This window comes from Pseudomonas akapageensis, from assembly GCF_011355085.1.
GTDB classification, from domain to species: Bacteria; Pseudomonadota; Gammaproteobacteria; order Pseudomonadales; family Pseudomonadaceae; genus Aquipseudomonas; species Aquipseudomonas akapageensis.
In genome coordinates, this window is sequence record NZ_VXCP01000027.1 from 78,034 (window position 1) to 95,422 (window position 17,389).

31 protein-coding genes are annotated in these 17,389 nt (G+C 55.4%); all 31 read right to left on the reverse strand.

All coding sequences use genetic code 11. The features are described from left to right. Positions 1-89: 89 nt before the first annotated feature. The 31 genes from bfr to tuf all read right to left on the reverse strand — a co-directional run bounded on the left by bfr (position 90) and on the right by tuf (position 17,372). Complete coding sequence (bfr, locus tag F2S13_RS17925; protein ID WP_166363225.1) at positions 90-554, reverse strand: bacterioferritin; 465 nt, start codon at positions 552-554, stop codon at positions 90-92. A 155-nt stretch (positions 555-709) separates the two neighbouring features. Continuing rightward, the gene (locus F2S13_RS17930) at positions 710-2,155 is read right to left on the reverse strand and encodes a catalase (RefSeq protein WP_166363227.1); all 1,446 of its coding nucleotides are present in this window, start codon (positions 2,153-2,155) and stop codon (positions 710-712) included. A 180-nt stretch (positions 2,156-2,335) separates the two neighbouring features. After that, positions 2,336-2,722: a 50S ribosomal protein L17 gene (gene rplQ, locus F2S13_RS17935; RefSeq protein ID WP_065759195.1), complete on the reverse strand. Its 387-nt coding sequence runs from the start codon at positions 2,720-2,722 to the stop codon at positions 2,336-2,338. A 41-nt stretch (positions 2,723-2,763) separates the two neighbouring features. Further along, a complete protein-coding gene (locus F2S13_RS17940; RefSeq protein ID WP_003186012.1) occupies positions 2,764-3,765 on the reverse strand; it encodes a DNA-directed RNA polymerase subunit alpha in 1,002 nt (333 codons plus the stop codon). 22 nt (positions 3,766-3,787) lie between these two features. After that, positions 3,788-4,408, reverse strand: a complete 621-nt coding sequence (rpsD, locus tag F2S13_RS17945; RefSeq protein WP_166363229.1) for a 30S ribosomal protein S4 — start codon at positions 4,406-4,408, stop codon at positions 3,788-3,790. A 15-nt stretch (positions 4,409-4,423) separates the two neighbouring features. Further along, positions 4,424-4,813: a 30S ribosomal protein S11 gene (gene rpsK / locus F2S13_RS17950; protein WP_007924177.1), complete on the reverse strand. Its 390-nt coding sequence runs from the start codon at positions 4,811-4,813 to the stop codon at positions 4,424-4,426. A gap of 30 nt (positions 4,814-4,843) precedes the next feature. Beyond that, on the reverse strand, positions 4,844-5,200 hold the full coding sequence (rpsM, locus tag F2S13_RS17955; protein ID WP_009045849.1) for a 30S ribosomal protein S13: 357 nt from the start codon (positions 5,198-5,200) through the stop codon (positions 4,844-4,846). Positions 5,201-5,331: 131 nt separating this feature from the next. Beyond that, entirely contained in the window at positions 5,332-5,448 is a 117-nt protein-coding gene (gene rpmJ, locus F2S13_RS17960; RefSeq protein WP_002555468.1) for a 50S ribosomal protein L36, read from the reverse strand. 28 nt (positions 5,449-5,476) lie between these two features. After that, positions 5,477-6,808: a preprotein translocase subunit SecY gene (gene secY, locus F2S13_RS17965; protein ID WP_166363231.1), complete on the reverse strand. Its 1,332-nt coding sequence runs from the start codon at positions 6,806-6,808 to the stop codon at positions 5,477-5,479. Continuing rightward, positions 6,809-7,243: a 50S ribosomal protein L15 gene (gene rplO / locus F2S13_RS17970; RefSeq protein ID WP_166363233.1), complete on the reverse strand. Its 435-nt coding sequence runs from the start codon at positions 7,241-7,243 to the stop codon at positions 6,809-6,811. Between the two features lie 3 nt (positions 7,244-7,246). After that, on the reverse strand, positions 7,247-7,423 hold the full coding sequence (gene rpmD / locus F2S13_RS17975; protein WP_003176408.1) for a 50S ribosomal protein L30: 177 nt from the start codon (positions 7,421-7,423) through the stop codon (positions 7,247-7,249). A 2-nt stretch (positions 7,424-7,425) separates the two neighbouring features. After that, complete coding sequence (gene rpsE, locus F2S13_RS17980; protein WP_166363235.1) at positions 7,426-7,926, reverse strand: 30S ribosomal protein S5; 501 nt, start codon at positions 7,924-7,926, stop codon at positions 7,426-7,428. Between the two features lie 3 nt (positions 7,927-7,929). Continuing rightward, complete coding sequence (gene rplR, locus F2S13_RS17985) at positions 7,930-8,280, reverse strand: 50S ribosomal protein L18 (RefSeq protein ID WP_053162831.1); 351 nt, start codon at positions 8,278-8,280, stop codon at positions 7,930-7,932. Between the two features lie 10 nt (positions 8,281-8,290). Further along, positions 8,291-8,824: a 50S ribosomal protein L6 gene (rplF, locus tag F2S13_RS17990; protein ID WP_166363237.1), complete on the reverse strand. Its 534-nt coding sequence runs from the start codon at positions 8,822-8,824 to the stop codon at positions 8,291-8,293. Positions 8,825-8,836: 12 nt separating this feature from the next. After that, complete coding sequence (rpsH, locus tag F2S13_RS17995; protein WP_010220313.1) at positions 8,837-9,229, reverse strand: 30S ribosomal protein S8; 393 nt, start codon at positions 9,227-9,229, stop codon at positions 8,837-8,839. A gap of 210 nt (positions 9,230-9,439) precedes the next feature. Continuing rightward, positions 9,440-9,745, reverse strand: coding sequence for a 30S ribosomal protein S14 (rpsN, locus tag F2S13_RS18000; RefSeq protein WP_166363239.1), 306 nt, complete (start codon positions 9,743-9,745; stop codon positions 9,440-9,442). 13 nt (positions 9,746-9,758) lie between these two features. Further along, positions 9,759-10,298 (reverse strand): 50S ribosomal protein L5, encoded by a 540-nt coding sequence (rplE, locus tag F2S13_RS18005; RefSeq protein ID WP_166363241.1) that lies wholly within the window; start codon positions 10,296-10,298, stop codon positions 9,759-9,761. A 20-nt stretch (positions 10,299-10,318) separates the two neighbouring features. Then, positions 10,319-10,633 carry a 50S ribosomal protein L24 gene (rplX, locus tag F2S13_RS18010; RefSeq protein WP_009397501.1) on the reverse strand — a complete coding sequence of 105 codons (315 nt, stop codon included), beginning with the start codon at positions 10,631-10,633 and terminating at the stop codon, positions 10,319-10,321. Positions 10,634-10,644: 11 nt separating this feature from the next. Next, on the reverse strand, positions 10,645-11,013 hold the full coding sequence (rplN, locus tag F2S13_RS18015; protein ID WP_003243907.1) for a 50S ribosomal protein L14: 369 nt from the start codon (positions 11,011-11,013) through the stop codon (positions 10,645-10,647). 23 nt (positions 11,014-11,036) lie between these two features. Further along, entirely contained in the window at positions 11,037-11,303 is a 267-nt protein-coding gene (gene rpsQ, locus F2S13_RS18020) for a 30S ribosomal protein S17 (protein ID WP_065259509.1), read from the reverse strand. A 2-nt stretch (positions 11,304-11,305) separates the two neighbouring features. Beyond that, the gene (gene rpmC / locus F2S13_RS18025) at positions 11,306-11,497 is read right to left on the reverse strand and encodes a 50S ribosomal protein L29 (protein ID WP_002555481.1); all 192 of its coding nucleotides are present in this window, start codon (positions 11,495-11,497) and stop codon (positions 11,306-11,308) included. After that, on the reverse strand, positions 11,497-11,910 hold the full coding sequence (gene rplP, locus F2S13_RS18030; protein ID WP_003255479.1) for a 50S ribosomal protein L16: 414 nt from the start codon (positions 11,908-11,910) through the stop codon (positions 11,497-11,499). The genes rpmC and rplP overlap by 1 nt, the downstream gene beginning before the upstream one ends. Positions 11,911-11,922: 12 nt before the next feature. After that, a complete protein-coding gene (rpsC, locus tag F2S13_RS18035; RefSeq protein ID WP_027982006.1) occupies positions 11,923-12,609 on the reverse strand; it encodes a 30S ribosomal protein S3 in 687 nt (228 codons plus the stop codon). A gap of 13 nt (positions 12,610-12,622) precedes the next feature. After that, on the reverse strand, positions 12,623-12,955 hold the full coding sequence (gene rplV / locus F2S13_RS18040; RefSeq protein WP_003103908.1) for a 50S ribosomal protein L22: 333 nt from the start codon (positions 12,953-12,955) through the stop codon (positions 12,623-12,625). A gap of 11 nt (positions 12,956-12,966) precedes the next feature. Then, positions 12,967-13,242, reverse strand: a complete 276-nt coding sequence (gene rpsS / locus F2S13_RS18045; protein WP_002555486.1) for a 30S ribosomal protein S19 — start codon at positions 13,240-13,242, stop codon at positions 12,967-12,969. A 16-nt stretch (positions 13,243-13,258) separates the two neighbouring features. Continuing rightward, positions 13,259-14,083 (reverse strand): 50S ribosomal protein L2, encoded by an 825-nt coding sequence (rplB, locus tag F2S13_RS18050; protein WP_007924198.1) that lies wholly within the window; start codon positions 14,081-14,083, stop codon positions 13,259-13,261. Between the two features lie 14 nt (positions 14,084-14,097). Further along, positions 14,098-14,397 carry a 50S ribosomal protein L23 gene (gene rplW / locus F2S13_RS18055; RefSeq protein ID WP_002555488.1) on the reverse strand — a complete coding sequence of 100 codons (300 nt, stop codon included), beginning with the start codon at positions 14,395-14,397 and terminating at the stop codon, positions 14,098-14,100. Next, positions 14,394-14,996: a 50S ribosomal protein L4 gene (gene rplD, locus F2S13_RS18060; RefSeq protein ID WP_166363243.1), complete on the reverse strand. Its 603-nt coding sequence runs from the start codon at positions 14,994-14,996 to the stop codon at positions 14,394-14,396. The genes rplW and rplD overlap by 4 nt, the downstream gene beginning before the upstream one ends. A 12-nt stretch (positions 14,997-15,008) precedes the next feature. After that, positions 15,009-15,644, reverse strand: a complete 636-nt coding sequence (rplC, locus tag F2S13_RS18065; RefSeq protein ID WP_166363245.1) for a 50S ribosomal protein L3 — start codon at positions 15,642-15,644, stop codon at positions 15,009-15,011. 81 nt (positions 15,645-15,725) lie between these two features. Further along, positions 15,726-16,037, reverse strand: a complete 312-nt coding sequence (rpsJ, locus tag F2S13_RS18070) for a 30S ribosomal protein S10 (RefSeq protein WP_003186070.1) — start codon at positions 16,035-16,037, stop codon at positions 15,726-15,728. A 141-nt stretch (positions 16,038-16,178) separates the two neighbouring features. After that, positions 16,179-17,372 carry an elongation factor Tu gene (gene tuf / locus F2S13_RS18075; protein ID WP_166363247.1) on the reverse strand — a complete coding sequence of 398 codons (1,194 nt, stop codon included), beginning with the start codon at positions 17,370-17,372 and terminating at the stop codon, positions 16,179-16,181. Positions 17,373-17,389: the final 17 nt, after the last annotated feature.

The window sequence follows — 17,389 nt, forward strand, 5'->3', positions numbered from 1 at the left end:
GCAAGCCCGCTCCCACAGAGTGCCAAAATCGCGGCATGAAAAAGCCCCTGCCATTTGCATGACAGGGGCTTTTTTACAGCCGCTTACACTTACATTTGCGACTGCAGGTAATTCTCCAGACCGATCGACTTGATCAAACCCTGCTGTTTTTCCAGCCAGTAGGTGTGGTCTTCTTCGGTGTCCGCCAATTGCACGCGCAGAATGTCGCGGCTGATGTAGTCCTTGTGCAGCTCGCAGAGCTCAATGCCCTTGCACAGCGCGGCGCGGACCTTGTACTCGAGGCGCAGGTCGCTGGCGAGCATCTCGGGCACCGTGGTGCCGACATCCAGATCGTCCGGGCGCATGCGAGGCGTGCCTTCGAGCATGAGAATGCGACGCATCAGGGCGTCAGCGTGTTGTGCCTCTTCTTCCATCTCGTGATTGATACGTTCGTAAAGCTTGCTGAAGCCCCAGTCTTCGTACATCCGCGAATGGATGAAATATTGATCACGTGCTGCCAGTTCGCCGGTCAGCAGCGTGTTGAGATAATCAATTACGTCCGGGTGGCCTTGCATCGCCCTACATCTCCCTGCCTGAAAGTTATAGTTTGAACCAGCTTCGGCGAGAGGTCACTCGACTTCAGGCGGAAAATGCGAAAAAAGTCAGTGAACGGTATTGATTTGCATTGAAAAACCGCCCAAATGAGGGCGGTTCTTCTTATCATTTCGACTTAGCCGCGCTTGGCGCTCAATGCCTGCTGGATGCCTTCTCCATAGGCTGGGTCGACCTTCAGAAAATGCTGCAATTGCCGTTCGACGACGTCACCGGAGACCGAAACCATTGTTCCGGCGATGGTGTCGATCAACAACGCCCTTTGCTCATCGCTCATCAGTCGGAACAGCGCGCGAGCATGGCTGTAGTAGTCGGTATCTTCGCGGTGATCGTAACGATCTGCCGCACCGCTGAGTGCCAGTCCCGGCTCGGCATACCGGGGTGCCTGCCTGGGAGCATCGCCGTAGCTGTTGGGCTCGTAATTCGGTGCCGCACCGGCACTGCCCAAGGCCATTGCGCCATCGCGCTGGTAGGTGTTCACCGGACATCTCGGCGCATTCACGGGGAGCTGCTGGTGATTGGTACCCACGCGGTAGCGGTGAGCATCAGCGTAAGCGAAGACACGACCTTGCAGCATGCGATCAGGCGACAAGCCAACACCCGGAACCATGTTGCTCGGGCCGAATGCTGCCTGTTCGACTTCGGCGAAGTAGTTAAGCGGATTGTGGTTGAGCTCCAGTTCACCGACCTCGATCAACGGGAACTCTTTCTGTGACCAGGTCTTGGTCACGTCAAACGGGTTCTCGTAATGGGCCGCTGCCTGCGCTTCAGTCATGATCTGGATACAAACGCTCCATTTCGGGAAATCGCCACGTTCGATTGCGTCGAACAGATCACGCTGGGCGTAATCGGGATCGGTACCTGCTATGCGTGCAGCATCGGCCGGCGCCAGGTTCTTGATGCCCTGCCTGGTCTTGTAGTGCCATTTGACCCAGTGACGCTCGCCCTTGGCGTTGATCAGGCTGTAGGTATGGCTGCCGAAACCGTGCATATGGCGGTAGCCGTCGGGAATACCACGGTCCGAGAACAGAATGGTGATCTGGTGCAGCGCCTCGGGCGAGTGCGACCAGAAGTCCCACATCATTTGCGGGCTCTTCAGATTGCTCTGCGGCAGGCGTTTCTGGGTGTGGATAAAGTCCGGAAATTTGAGCGGATCGCGGATGAAGAATACCGGGGTGTTGTTACCGACGATGTCCCAGTTACCTTCTTCGGTATAGAACTTCAAGGCAAAGCCGCGCGGGTCCCGCTCGGTATCAGCCGAACCGCGTTCGCCACCCACAGTGGAGAAGCGCAGGAAGGTCGGGGTTTGCTTACCCACATACTCGAACAGCTTGGCGCAGGTGTATTGCGTGATGTCTTTGGAGACAGTGAAGGTGCCGTACGCACCCGAGCCCTTGGCATGCACCCGGCGCTCTGGAATGTTCTCGCGATTGAAGTGCGCGAGCTTTTCAATGAGGTGAAAATCTTCCAACAAAAGCGGCCCTCGTGGGCCAGCCGAGCGAGAATTCTGGTTATCGGCGACGGGAGCGCCGCTGGCGGTAGTCAGCGTTTTGTTCTGGCTCATGTGATCTGTCTTCCTCTGTCAGACTTTTGTGCTGCCGGCTAACCGGCTGGAACACCAGTATTGGCCACGAATATGACACACACAAATTAATAGACTGACTAAGATCAATAGATTTTTTCTAATCATTTAGAAACAAAAAACCGGGCACTAAGGCCCGGTTTCTTGTTTCAGACTGTCGTCTTATTCAGCAGCTTCTACTACGCCACCGACAGGACGATCAACCAACTCGACGTACGCCATAGGCGCGTTGTCGCCAGCGCGGAAACCGCACTTGAGGATACGCAGGTAACCGCCCTGACGGGTGGCATAGCGCTTGCCCAGATCGTTGAACAGCTTACCAACGATGGCTTTCGAACGAGTACGGTCGAAGGCCAGACGGCGGTTAGCTACGCTGTCTTCCTTGGCCAGGGTGATCAGCGGCTCGGCAACGCGGCGCAGTTCCTTGGCTTTTGGCAGGGTAGTTTTGATCAGCTCGTGCTCGAACAGCGACACCGCCATGTTTTGGAACATGGCCTTGCGGTGCGCGCTGGTGCGGCTCAGGTGACGACCACTTTTACGATGACGCATGGTTCATTCCTTACCAAACTTACGTTCGGTGATTACGACGATCAGGCAGTCGCCTTGTCGTCCTTCTTAAGACTTGCAGGCGGCCAGTTGTCGAGGCGCATGCCGAGGGACAGACCGCGGGAGGCCAGAACGTCCTTGATTTCAGTCAAGGATTTCTTGCCCAGGTTCGGAGTCTTCAACAGTTCTACTTCGGTACGCTGAATCAGGTCGCCGATGTAGTAAATGTTTTCCGCCTTAAGGCAGTTAGCCGAACGTACAGTCAGTTCCAGATCGTCAACCGGGCGAAGCAGGATCGGATCGATCTCGTCTTCCTGCTCGACTACAACTGGTTCACTGTCACCCTTGAGGTCGACGAACGCAGCCAACTGCTGTTGCAGGATGGTTGCAGCGCGACGGATAGCCTCTTCAGGATCCAGAGTACCGTTGGTTTCCAGATCAATTACCAGCTTGTCCAGGTTAGTACGCTGCTCGACACGGGCGTTTTCCACCACGTATGCGATACGACGTACCGGACTGAACGAAGAGTCGAGCTGCAAGCGACCAATGCTGCGGCTTTCGTCTTCATCGCTCTGACGCGAATCGGCCGGTTCATAACCACGACCACGAGCTACGGTGAGCTTCATGTTCAAGGCGCCGTTAGACGCCAGGTTAGCGATTACGTGATCGGGGTTAACGATCTCGACATCATGATCCAGCTGAATATCGGCAGCGGTAACCACCCCCGAACCCTTCTTCGACAAGGTCAGCGTAACTTCGTCACGACCGTGCAGCTTGATAGCCAGACCTTTAAGGTTCAACAGGATTTCAATGACGTCTTCCTGTACACCTTCGATTGCCGAGTACTCATGGAGTACACCGTCAATCTCGGCCTCGACTACTGCACAGCCGGGCATTGAGGACAACAGGATGCGGCGCAGCGCGTTGCCCAGGGTATGGCCGAAACCACGCTCGAGAGGCTCGAGCGTAATCTTGGCGCGGGTTGGACTGACGACCTGCACATCAATGTGGCGGGGCGTCAGGAACTCATTTACCGAAATCTGCATGGATGCACCTATTTTCTAGCCCTTACTTGGAGTAGAGCTCGACAATCAGGCTTTCGTTGATGTCGGCGGACAGGTCACTGCGAGCAGGAACGCTTTTGAAGACGCCCGACTTTTTCTCAGTGTCCACTTCCACCCACTCAACACGGCCACGCTGGGCGCACAGTTCAAGGGCTTGAACAATGCGCAGCTGGTTCTTCGATTTCTCGCGAACCGCGACCACGTCACCCGCACGAACTTGATAGGACGGTACGTTTACAGTTTTGCCGTTAACGCTGATCGCTTTGTGCGAAACCAGCTGGCGGGATTCAGCGCGGGTAGCGCCGTAGCCCATACGGTAAACGACGTTGTCCAGACGGCATTCGAGCAGTTGCAGCAGGTTCTCACCAGTAGCGCCTTTCTTGCCGGCTGCTTCTTTGTAGTAACCGCTGAACTGACGCTCGAGAACGCCATAGATACGACGAACTTTTTGCTTCTCGCGCAGCTGGGTACCGTAGTCGGACTGACGGCCACGGCGCTGGCCGTGGATACCTGGGGCTGCTTCGATGTTGCACTTCGATTCCAGAGCGCGAACGCCGCTCTTCAGGAACAGGTCTGTGCCTTCACGACGAGACAGTTTGCATTTTGGACCAATGTAACGTGCCATTTATCTGTCTCCTGATTACACGCGACGCTTCTTCGGCGGACGGCACCCGTTGTGCGGGATTGGCGTCACGTCGGTGATGCTGGCGATCTTGTAGCCACAGCCGTTCAGAGCACGAACAGCGGACTCACGACCTGGACCTGGACCCTTGACGTTAACGTCGAGGTTCTTCAGACCATATTCCAGCGCAGCTTGACCAGCACGCTCGGCAGCTACTTGAGCAGCGAACGGGGTGGACTTGCGAGAACCGCGGAAACCCGAACCGCCGGAGGTAGCCCAGGACAGAGCGTTACCTTGACGATCGGTGATGGTCACGATGGTGTTGTTGAAAGACGCGTGGATGTGGGCGATGCCATCAACCACTGTCTTTTTAATCTTTTTACGAGGACGAGCAGCAGGTTTTGCCATGACTAAATTCCTGTCGATTCGCTGGTGCGATTACTTGCGGATCGGCTTACGCGGACCTTTACGGGTACGCGCGTTGGTCTTGGTACGCTGACCGCGTACTGGCAGACCACGACGATGGCGGAGACCGCGGTAGCAGCCCAGATCCATCAAGCGCTTGATTTTCATGTTGATTTCGCGACGCAGGTCACCTTCAGTGGTGAACTTCGCCACTTCGCCACGCAGCTGTTCAATCTGCTCGTCGCTCAGATCCTTGATCTTTGCGGCTGGGTTGACCCCAGTCTCTGCACAAATTTTCTGTGCAGTAGTGCGACCAACACCATAGATGTAGGTCAGCGAGATAACAGTGTGCTTGTTATCTGGAATGTTGACGCCTGCAATACGGGCCATTCAGTGGGACTCCAATTGACAGCTACCTACGCCCCGGAAGCCAAGAAATAGGGCGCGAGATAATATCGCTGTAATAACAAATAATCAACCCAGCAGCGCACTAGCTGCCGGGCTTGAAGCACAAATCACACTCAGCCTTGGCGCTGCTTGTGACGTGGTTCCGCGCTGCAAATTACTCGAACAACACCTTCGCGGCGAATAATCTTGCAGTTACGGCACAGCTTTTTCACCGATGCACGAACTTTCATCACCAACTCCTCGAACCTTAAGGGACTCTCAGCGCAGCAGACCGCTGCCACCGTAGCCTTTCAGGTTGGCTTTCTTCATCAGGGATTCGTACTGGTGCGAAACGAGGTGCGATTGTACTTGGGACATAAAGTCCATCACAACCACTACCACGATCAGCAACGAGGTCCCGCCAAGGTAGAACGGAACGTTTGCCGCAACCACCAGGAACTGGGGCAGCAGGCACACGGCCGTCATATAAAGAGCACCGAACATGGTCAAGCGGGTCAGAACGCCATCGATATAGCGCGCAGACTGCTCACCCGGACGGATACCCGGAATAAAGGCACCGGACTTCTTCAGGTTTTCCGCTACGTCTTTCGGATTGAACATCAACGCCGTATAGAAGAAGCAGAAGAAAATAATCCCTGCACTAAACAGCAGAATATTCAACGGCTGACCAGGAGCGATCGACTGCGAGATGTCCTGCAACCAGCCCATACCTTCAGACTGACCGAACCAGGCACCCAACGAAGCCGGGAACAGCAAAATGCTGCTCGCGAAAATAGCAGGGATTACCCCTGCCATGTTCACCTTCAGCGGCAAGTGGCTCGTCTGCGCAGCGAAAACCTTGCGGCCCTGCTGACGCTTGGCGTAGTGAACGGCGATACGACGCTGACCACGCTCGATGAACACCACAAAACCGATAATCGCTACTGCCAGCAAACCGATAGCGACCAAGGCGAAGATGTTGATATCACCCTGACGTGCAGACTCGAAAGACTGCCCGATTGCTCTCGGAAGACCGGCGACGATACCCGAAAAAATCAACATCGAGATACCGTTACCAACACCGCGCTCAGTAATCTGCTCGCCCAGCCACATCATGAACATCGCGCCCGCCACGAAGGTGGAGACCGCAACGAAATGGAAGCCAAAGCCACCAGAGAAAGCAACGCCCTGACCGGCCAGACCAATGGACATGCCAATGGCCTGGACCAGCGCCAGGACGACGGTGCCGTAGCGGGTGTACTGGCTGATCTTGCGACGGCCAGCTTCACCTTCCTTCTTCAACTGCTCCAGCTGCGGGCTCACGGCGGTCATCAGCTGCATGATGATCGATGCCGAAATGTACGGCATGATCCCCAGAGCAAAGATGCTCATCCGTTCCAGCGCGCCGCCGGAAAACATGTTGAACAAGCTAAGAATGGTCCCCTCATTCTGTCGAAACAGGTCTGCCAACCGGTCAGGGTTGATACCTGGAACTGGAATGTGTGCGCCTATCCGGTAGACGATAATCGCCAGGAACAGAAAACGCAGACGAGCCCAGAGTTCAGACATCCCGCCTTTGCCGAGAGCAGAGAGAGCACCTTGCTTAGCCATTTATTCCTCGAACTTGCCGCCAGCTGCTTCGATAGCCGCACGCGCACCTTTGGTGGCTGCGATACCCTTGATGGTGACTGCGCGAGTAACTTCGCCGGACAGCATGATTTTCACGCGCTGTACGTTTTGGTTAATCACGTTGGCATCCTTCAGGGATTGCACGGTGACCAGGTCGCCTTCCACTTTGGCCAGCTCGGACAGACGCACTTCTGCGCGGTCCATGGCTTTCAGGGAAACGAAGCCGAACTTCGGCAGGCGACGGTGCAGCGGCTGTTGACCGCCTTCAAAGCCTGGAGCAATGGTGCCACCGGAGCGGGAAGTCTGACCTTTGTGACCACGGCCACCAGTCTTACCCAAACCACTACCGATACCACGGCCCGGACGATGCTTTTCGCGACGGGAACCCGGCGCTGGACTCAGATCATTGAGTTTCATCGATTAACCCTCGACGCGCAGCATGTAGTAAGCCTTGTTGATCATCCCGCGATTCTCGGGAGTATCCTGGACTTCTACAGTGTGACCGATGCGACGCAGACCCAGACCCTTAACGCACAGTTTGTGGTTAGGGATACGGCCGGTCATGCTTTTGATCAGCGTAACTTTAACGGTAGCCATGATCAGATGATCTCCTCAACGCTCTTGCCGCGCTTGGCAGCAATGGACGACGGGGACTGCATGGTTTTCAGGCCCTTGAAGGTGGCGTGTACCACGTTCACTGGGTTGGTCGAACCATAGCACTTAGCCAGTACGTTCTGAACACCAGCAACTTCCAACACTGCGCGCATAGCGCCGCCAGCGATGATACCGGTACCTTCAGAAGCAGGCTGCATGTAAACCTTGGAAGCGCCATGGGCGGATTTCAGGGCGTACTGCAGAGTGGTACCGTTCAGGTCCACTTGAATCATGTTGCGACGAGCAGCTTCCATTGCTTTCTGGATCGCAGCAGGCACTTCACGTGACTTGCCACGGCCGAAACCAACGCGACCCTTGCCATCACCAACCACGGTCAACGCGGTGAAAGTGAAGATACGGCCGCCTTTAACGGTTTTTGCAACGCGGTTAACTTGAACCAGCTTCTCGATGTAGCCTTCGTCGCGCTTTTGGTCGTTATTTGACATAACTTAGAACTCCAGCCCAGCTTCACGAGCAGCATCAGCCAGCGCTTTCACGCGACCGTGGTACTTGAAGCCAGAGCGGTCGAAAGCCACCTGCGAGACGCCAGCGGCTTTAGCACGCGTAGCGACCAGCTGGCCAACCTTAGTGGCCGCGTCGATGTTGCCAGTGGCGCCATCACGCAGTTCTTTGTCCAAAGTCGAGGCGCTTGCCAGGACTTTGCTGCCGTCGGCCGAAATGACCTGGGCATAAATGTGCTGCGAAGAGCGGAACACGCAGAGACGCACGACTTCGAGTTCGTGCATTTTCAGGCGTGCTTTGCGAGCGCGACGCAGTCGAGTAACTTTTTTGTCGGTCATTTGCTATGCCCTACTTCTTCTTGGCTTCTTTACGACGGACGACTTCGTCCGCGTAACGCACACCCTTACCTTTGTAAGGCTCTGGTGGACGGAAATCGCGGATTTCAGCGGCCACTTGACCCACCAGCTGCTTGTCGATGCCCTTGATCAGGATATCGGTTTGGCTAGGAGTCTCAGCGGTGATGCCTTCCGGCAGTTCGTAGTCCACTGGGTGCGAGAAGCCGAGAGCCAGGTTCAGCACTGTGCCTTTTGCTTGTGCCTTGTAACCAACACCGACCAGCTGGAGCTTGCGCTCGAAGCCTTGGCTTACGCCCTGGACCATGTTGTTTACCAACGCACGAGTGGTACCGGCCATTGCACGAGTCTGTTGATCGCCATTGCGAGCAGCGAAACGCAGCTCACCAGCTTCTTCAACGACTTCAACGGACGAGTGAACATTCAGTTCAAGAGTGCCCTTGGCACCCTTCACCGAAAGCTGTTGGCCGGCGAATTTTACTTCGACACCAGCTGGCAGCTTTACGGGGTTCTTAGCGACGCGAGACATGCTTATCCCCCCTTAGAACACTGTGCAAAGAACTTCGCCGCCGACACCGGCAGCGCGCGCAGCACGATCAGTCATCACACCTTTGTTGGTGGAGACGATAGACACGCCGAGACCGCCACGTACTTTTGGCAGTTCTTCAACGGACTTGTACTGACGCAGGCCTGGACGACTTACGCGTTTGACTTCTTCGATGACTGGACGGCCTTCGAAGTACTTCAGCTCGATGGAAAGCGACGGTTTTACTTCGCTGCTTACCTGATAACCCGCGATGTAACCTTCGTCCTTCAGAACTTTGGCCACAGCTACCTTCAACGTGGAAGATGGCATGCTTACGACGGACTTTTCAGCCATCTGGGCATTACGGATTCGAGTTAGCATGTCCGCTAACGGGTCCTGCATACTCATGGGCTAGACGCTCCTGATACACAAAAAAATGAGCCTTGCGGCTACAACGGTCGCCGAGACTGCTCCGGGCAAAAACCCGGGCTCAGGCGAGCCGGTCATTCTAGACACACCCCAGAAATGAATCAAGCCCCATAAGGGGCTTGATTCATACTCAAGGTCACCGGCGGTCGGTTGATTGCTCCCCCGCCGCCGAGACTTGGGCTGTACGGCTTACCAGCTGGCTTTGACCAGACCTGGTACGTCGCCACGCATGGCAGCTTCACGCAGCTTGTTACGGCCCAGGCCGAACTTGCGGTAAACGCCGTGTGGACGACCGGTGATGCGGCAGCGGTTACGCATGCGCGAAGCGCTTGCGTCACGTGGCTGCTTCTGCAGAGCTACGGAAGCTTCCCAACGCGCTTCTGGACTTGCGTTCAGATCAACGATGATAGCTTTCAGCTCGGCACGCTTCTTGGCGTACTTAGCGACCGTGAGCTGACGCTTCAGCTCGCGGTTTTTCATGCTCTTCTTGGCCATTTTCCTACTCCAATCAGTTGCGGAACGGGAATTTGAAAGCACGCAGCAGGGCGCGACCTTCATCATCCGTACGAGCAGTGGTGGTCAGGGTAATGTCCAGACCGCGCAGAGCATCGATCTTGTCGTAGTCGATTTCCGGGAAAATGATCTGCTCTTTCACGCCCATGCTGTAGTTGCCACGACCGTCGAAGGACTTGGCATTCAGGCCGCGGAAGTCGCGAACCCGAGGCAGGGAGATCGCCAGCAGGCGGTCCAGGAACTCGTACATACGATCACGGCGCAGAGTAACTTTAACGCCGATCGGCCAGCCCTCACGGACTTTGAAGCCCGCGATGGATTTCCGAGCGAAAGTCACAACGGCTTTTTGACCGGTGATCTTCTCGAGGTCAGCAACAGCGTGCTCGATGATTTTCTTGTCACCGATTGCTTCGCCGATACCCATGTTCAGGGTGATTTTGGTAACGCGCGGAACTTCCATCACGTTCGCCAGCTTAAGTTCTTCCTTAAGCTTGGGAGCGATTTCCTTCCGATAAATCTCTTTCAGTCGTGCCATGGTCTTCTACCTAGCAGTGTTCAAGCATCAACCGCTTTTTGGGTCGACTTGAAGACACGAATTTTCTTGCCGTCTTCTACTTTGAAACCAACGCGGTCAGCCTTGTTGGTTTCGCCGTTGAAAATGGCGACGTTGGAAGCGTGCAGTGGCGCTTCTTTCTCGACGATACCGCCTTGTACGCCCGACATCGGGTTAGGCTTGGTATGACGCTTCACCAGGTTGATCCCACCAACGACCAGACGGTCGTCAGCGAGAACCTTGAGCACCTTACCGCGCTTGCCTTTGTCTTTGCCGGCGATCACGATGATCTCGTCGTCACGACGAATCTTTTGCATGTCGGATCTCCTTACAGCACTTCTGGGGCGAGCGAGACGATCTTCATGAACTTCTCGGAACGAAGTTCACGGGTCACTGGCCCAAAGATACGGGTGCCGATCGGCTCTTGCTTGTTGTTCAACAGAACAGCAGCGTTGCCATCAAAGCGGATAATGGAGCCGTCAGCGCGACGAACACCGTGGCGAGTGCGGACTACAACAGCAGTCATCACTTGACCTTTCTTCACCTTACCGCGAGGAATTGCTTCCTTGACGGTAACTTTGATGATGTCACCGATGCCAGCGTAACGACGATGCGAGCCACCAAGCACCTTGATGCACATAACGCGACGAGCGCCGCTGTTATCGGCCACATCAAGCATGGATTGAGTCTGAATCATAAAATTTCTCCGACCCCTAGCCCTTAGACTTCCACAGCGCGTTCGAGAACTTCAACCAGCGCCCAGGACTTAGTCTTGGCCATCGGACGAGTTTCACGAATAGTGACCTTGTCGCCGATGTGGCATTGGTTGGTTTCGTCGTGCGCGTGCAGCTTAGTCGAACGCTTAACGTATTTACCGTAGATCGGGTGCTTTACGCGACGCTCGATCAGAACGGTGATGGTCTTGTCCATCTTGTCGCTGACAACACGGCCAGTCAGCGTACGGACGGTTTTTTCGGCTTCAGCCATGATTACTTACCTGCCTGCTGGTTGAGCACAGTTTTCACGCGAGCGATGTCACGCTTAACTTGCGAGAGCAGGTGAGACTGCCCCAACTGGCCAGTTGCCTTCTGCATACGCAGATTGAACTGGTCGCGCAGCAAGCCGAGCAGTTGCTCGTTCAGTTGCTGTGCTGATTTTTCACGAAGTTCATTCGCTTTCATCACATCACCGTCCGCTTAACAAAGGAGGTGGCGAGAGGCAACTTTGCAGCTGCCAAGGCGAAAGCCTCACGCGCCAGCTCTTCAGAAACACCCTCGATTTCATACAGGACTTTGCCTGGCTGAATCTGGGCAACCCAGTATTCCACGGAACCCTTACCTTTACCCATCCGCACTTCGAGAGGCTTCTTGGAGATCGGCTTGTCCGGGAAAACACGGATCCAGATTTTACCGCCACGCTTTACGTGACGGGTCAGTGCACGACGCGCTGACTCAATCTGACGGGCGGTGAGACGACCGCGAGCAACAGCTTTCAAGGCGAATTCGCCGAAGCTGACTTTGCTACCGCGCAGTGCCAGACCACGGTTGTGGCCGGTCATCTGCTTGCGGAACTTCGTACGCTTTGGTTGCAACATTTGGCGTACCCCTTACTTAGCAGCTTTTTTACGAGGCGCAGGTGCTTGTGGTTTCAGTTCTTCTTGGCGACCACCAATTACTTCGCCTTTGAAGATCCAAACCTTCACACCGATCACACCGTAAGTGGTGTGAGCTTCGTAGGTGGCATAGTCGATATCGGCACGCAGGGTGTGCAGTGGCACACGACCTTCGCGATACCATTCAGTACGTGCGATTTCAGCACCGCCGAGACGACCGCTCACTTGGATTTTGATGCCTTTGGCACCAATGCGCATGGCGTTCTGTACTGCGCGCTTCATAGCGCGACGGAACATTACACGACGCTCCAGCTGCTGAGCTACGCTCTGCGCAACCAGCATACCGTCGAGCTCCGGCTTGCGGATCTCTTCGATATTGATGTGCACAGGCACACCCATTTGCTTGGTCAGGTCCTGACGCAGTTTTTCAACATCTTCACCTTTCTTCCCGATAACGATACCTGGACGAGCGGTGTGGATGGTGATGCGTGCAGTTTGGGCCGGACGATGGATATCGATACGGCTTACGGACGCGCTTTTTAGTTTGTCTTGGAGATACTCACGCACCTTCAGATCAGCGAACAAGTAGTCCGCATAAGTCCGACCGTCTGCGTACCAGACGGAGGTGTGCTCCTTGACGATTCCCAGGCGAATGCCAATGGGATGTACTTTCTGACCCATCTGATCGACTCCGTTACTTGTCCGCAACCTTGACAGTGATATGGCAAGACCGCTTGACGATGCGATCAGCGCGGCCTTTGGCACGCGGCATGATTCGCTTCAGCGAACGCCCTTCGTTGACGAAAACGGTGGAGACCTTCAGGTCATCAACGTCTGCGCCTTCGTTATGCTCGGCGTTGGCTACGGCCGACTCCAGCACTTTCTTCATGATTTCAGCGGCTTTCTTGCTGCTGAAAGCCAACAGGTTGAGCGCTTCGCCCACCTTCTTCCCGCGAATCTGGTCGGCGACCAAGCGGGCTTTCTGGGCGGAGATTCGAGCGCCCGACAACTTAGCGGCTACTTCCATTTCCTTACCCCTTAACGCTTGGCTTTCTTGTCAGCCACGTGCCCACGATAAGTGCGGGTACCGGCGAACTCGCCCAGTTTATGGCCGACCATGTCTTCGTTCACGAGAACGGGGACGTGTTGACGACCGTTATGTACAGCGATGGTCAGACCGACCATTTGTGGCAGGATCATCGAACGACGCGACCAGGTCTTGACTGGTTTGCGATCGTTCTTTTCCGCCGCCACTTCGATCTTCTTCAGTAGGTGAAGATCAATAAAAGGACCTTTTTTCAGAGAACGTGGCACTGTCGTATCCCTCTATTTACTTGCGACGACGGACGATCATTTTGTCGGTACGCTTATTACCACGAGTCTTCGCGCCCTTAGTCGGGAAGCCCCATGGCGATACCGGATGACGACCACCAGAGGTACGACCTTCACCACCACCATGTGGGTGGTCAACCGGGTTCATGGCAACACCACGAACGGTTGGGCGAACGCCACGCCAGCGTTTGGCACCAGCTTTACCCAGCGAACGCAGGCTGTGCTCGGAGTTCGAGACTTCGCCCAGGGTCGCGCGGCATTCAGCCAGCACTTTACGCATCTCACCAGAACGCAGACGCAGGGTCACGTAGACACCTTCACGAGCGATCAGCTGAGCCGAAGCACCAGCGGAACGAGCGATCTGAGCGCCTTTACCTGGCTTCAATTCGATGCCGTGTACGGTGCTACCAACTGGAATGTTACGCAGTTGCAGAGCGTTGCCCGGCTTGATCGGTGCCAGAGCACCTGCGATCAGCTGGTCGCCAGCGCTCACGCCTTTAGGGGCGATGATGTAGCGACGCTCGCCATCTGCGTACAGCAGCAGAGCGATGTGAGCAGTACGGTTTGGATCGTATTCGATACGCTCGACGGTGGCAGCGATGCCATCTTTGTCGTTGCGACGGAAGTCAACCAAACGATAGTGCTGCTTATGACCACCACCCACGTGACGTGTAGTGATGCGGCCATTGTTGTTACGACCACCAGACTTCGACTTTTTCTCGAGCAGCGGTGCGTGAGGAGCGCCTTTATGCAGCTCCTGGTTGACCACCTTGACCACAAAACGGCGGCCAGGGGAAGTCGGTTTGCATTTAACGATTGCCATGATGCACCCCTTCCTTACTCAGCACTGCTGCTGAAATCGAGATCTTGGCCTGGCTGAAGGGAGATAACTGCCTTCTTCCAGTCATTACGCTTGCCCAGACCGCGAGCAGTGCGCTTGCTCTTACCCAGAACATTCAGGGTAGTAACACGCTCTACTTTCACGCTGAACAGGCTTTCGACGGCCTTCTTGATTTCCAGCTTGGTTGCATCGGTAGCAACCTTGAAAACGAACTGACCTTTTTTGTCTGCCAGAACCGTAGCCTTCTCGGAAACGTGCGGGCCAAGCAGAACTTTAAATACGCGTTCCTGGTTCATCCCAGCAGCTCCTCGAATTTCTTCACGGCCGACACAGTGATCAACACTTTGTCGTATGCGATCAGACTAACTGGATCGGAACCTTGCACATCACGTACGTCGACGTGAGGCAGGTTGCGAGCAGCCAGGTACAGATTCTGATCAACAGCTTCGGACACGATCAGAACGTCGGTCAGACCCATGCCATTCAGCTTGTTCAGCAGATCTTTGGTTTTCGGTGCTTCAACAGCGAAGTCCTGAACCACGACCAGACGGTCGGTGCGTACCAGCTCGGCGAGGATGGAGCGCAGTGCTGCGCGATACATCTTCTTGTTGAGCTTCTGCGAGTGGTCCTGAGGACGCGCTGCGAAGGTGGTGCCGCCGCCGCGCCAGATTGGGCTACGGATGGTACCAGCACGAGCACGACCAGTGCCCTTCTGACGCCATGGGCGCTTGCCGCCACCGGATACGTCGGAACGGGTCTTTTGTGCCTTGCTACCCTGACGGCCGCCGGCCATGTAGGCCACGACTGCTTGGTGTACCAGCGTCTCGTTGAACTCGCCGCCGAAGGTCAGTTCGGAAACTTCGATCGCTTGAGCGTCATTTACATTTAATTGCATGTCAGCTTCCCCTTAACCGCGAGCCTTGGCTGCTGGACGTACAACCAGGTTGCCGCCAGTAGCGCCAGGAACAGCGCCCTTGACCAACAACAGATTGCGTTCAGCGTCCACGCGCACTACTTCCAGGGACTGCACGGTCACGCGCTCGGCGCCCATATGACCGGACATTTTTTTGCCCTTGAATACACGACCAGGAGTCTGGCACTGGCCGATAGAGCCTGGGACGCGGTGGGATACGGAGTTACCGTGGGTGTTATCTTGCCCGCGGAAATTCCAGCGCTTGATGGTACCGGCGAAGCCTTTACCCTTGGACTGACCGGTAACGTCTACCAGTTGACCAGCGGCGAAGATTTCAGCCTTGATCAGATCGCCGGCCTGGTACTCGCCTTCTTCAAGGCGGAATTCCATTACGGTACGACCAGCGGCAACGTTCGCTTTAGCGAAGTGGCCAGCCTGCGCAGCTGTTACACGCGAAGCGCGACGCTCGCCGACAGTGACTTGCACTGCACGATAGCCATCGGTTTCTTCAGTTTTGAACTGGGTGACGCGATTCGGCTCGATCTCAATGACCGTGACCGGAATGGAGACACCTTCTTCGGTGAAAATACGGGTCATACCGCATTTACGACCGACTACACCAATAGTCATGTTGTAAACCTCATGAGTGTACGGGGCTTTCACCCGCTATGGCCGCCCATTTCAGAGCGTTACACGACTAAGACCCAAGTCTTAGCCGAGGCTGATCTGCACTTCCACACCTGCCGCAAGATCAAGCTTCATCAGCGCGTCAACGGTTTTATCCGTTGGCTGGACGATGTCCAGAACACGCTTATGAGTGCGGATCTCGTACTGGTCACGCGCGTCTTTGTTGACGTGCGGGGAAACCAGAACGGTGAACCGCTCTTTACGGGTAGGGAGCGGAATAGGACCACGCACCTGAGCCCCAGTACGTTTCGCGGTTTCCACGATTTCCTGGGTAGATTGGTCGATCAGACGATGGTCGAAAGCCTTCAACCTGATACGGATTTGCTGATTTTGCATTGGATTTCAGACTCCGGCTGCTATTCCCACCGAGCGCAATACGCCCGTTAAAAGGAGGCGTGATTCTATAGACGCCCCCACTGGGTGTCAACCCAATAAAAAAGCCCCCGCTAAGCGGGGGCCTTTTTAAACGATCAACGATTACTCGATGATTTTTGCAACGACGCCAGCACCAACGGTACGGCCGCCTTCACGGATTGCGAAACGCAGGCCGTCTTCCATTGCGATGGTCTTGATCAGGGTGACAACCATTTTGATGTTGTCGCCTGGCATTACCATTTCAACGCCTTCTGGCAGTTCGCAGTTACCGGTCACGTCAGTAGTACGGAAGTAGAACTGTGGACGGTAGCCTTTGAAGAACGGCGTGTGACGACCGCCTTCTTCTTTGCTCAGAACGTAAACTTCGGCTTCGAACTTGGTGTGCGGCTTGACCGAACCTGGCTTGACCAGAACCTGGCCACGCTCAACGTCGTCACGCTTGGTACCACGCAGCAGAACGCCGCAGTTCTCGCCAGCACGACCTTCGTCGAGCAGCTTACGGAACATTTCAACACCGGTGCAGGTGGTGTTGGTGGTGTCACGCAGACCAACGATTTCCAGTGGATCTTGAACGCGAACGATACCACGCTCGATACGACCGGTAACAACGGTACCGCGACCGGAGATCGAGAACACGTCTTCGATTGGCATCAGGAACGGCTTGTCGATAGCACGAACTGGCTCTGGGATGTAGGTATCCAGAGTTTCAACCAGTTTGCGGACAGCACTGGTGCCCATCTCGTTGTCATCTTTGCCTTCCAGCGCCATACGCGCGGAACCAATGATGATCGGGGTGTCGTCGCCTGGGAAGTCGTAGGTGCTCAGCAGGTCACGAACTTCCATCTCGACCAGTTCCAGCAGCTCAGCGTCGTCTACCAGGTCAGCCTTGTTCAGGAAGACCACGATGTACGGAACGCCTACCTGACGGGACAGCAGGATGTGCTCACGGGTTTGTGGCATCGGACCATCAGCGGCCGAGCAAACCAGGATCGCGCCGTCCATCTGGGCAGCACCGGTGATCATGTTCTTCACGTAGTCAGCGTGACCTGGGCAGTCAACGTGAGCGTAGTGACGAATGTTCGAGTTGTACTCGACGTGAGCGGTGTTGATGGTGATACCGCGAGCTTTTTCTTCTGGGGCGCTGTCGATCTTGTCGAATTCAACGACTGCCGAACCGAAAACTTCGGAGCAGACGCGAGTCAGAGCAGCGGTCAGAGTGGTTTTACCGTGGTCAACGTGACCGATGGTGCCAACGTTGACGTGCGGTAGGGTACGATCAAATTTTTCTTTAGCCACGACAGTGAACTCCTAGC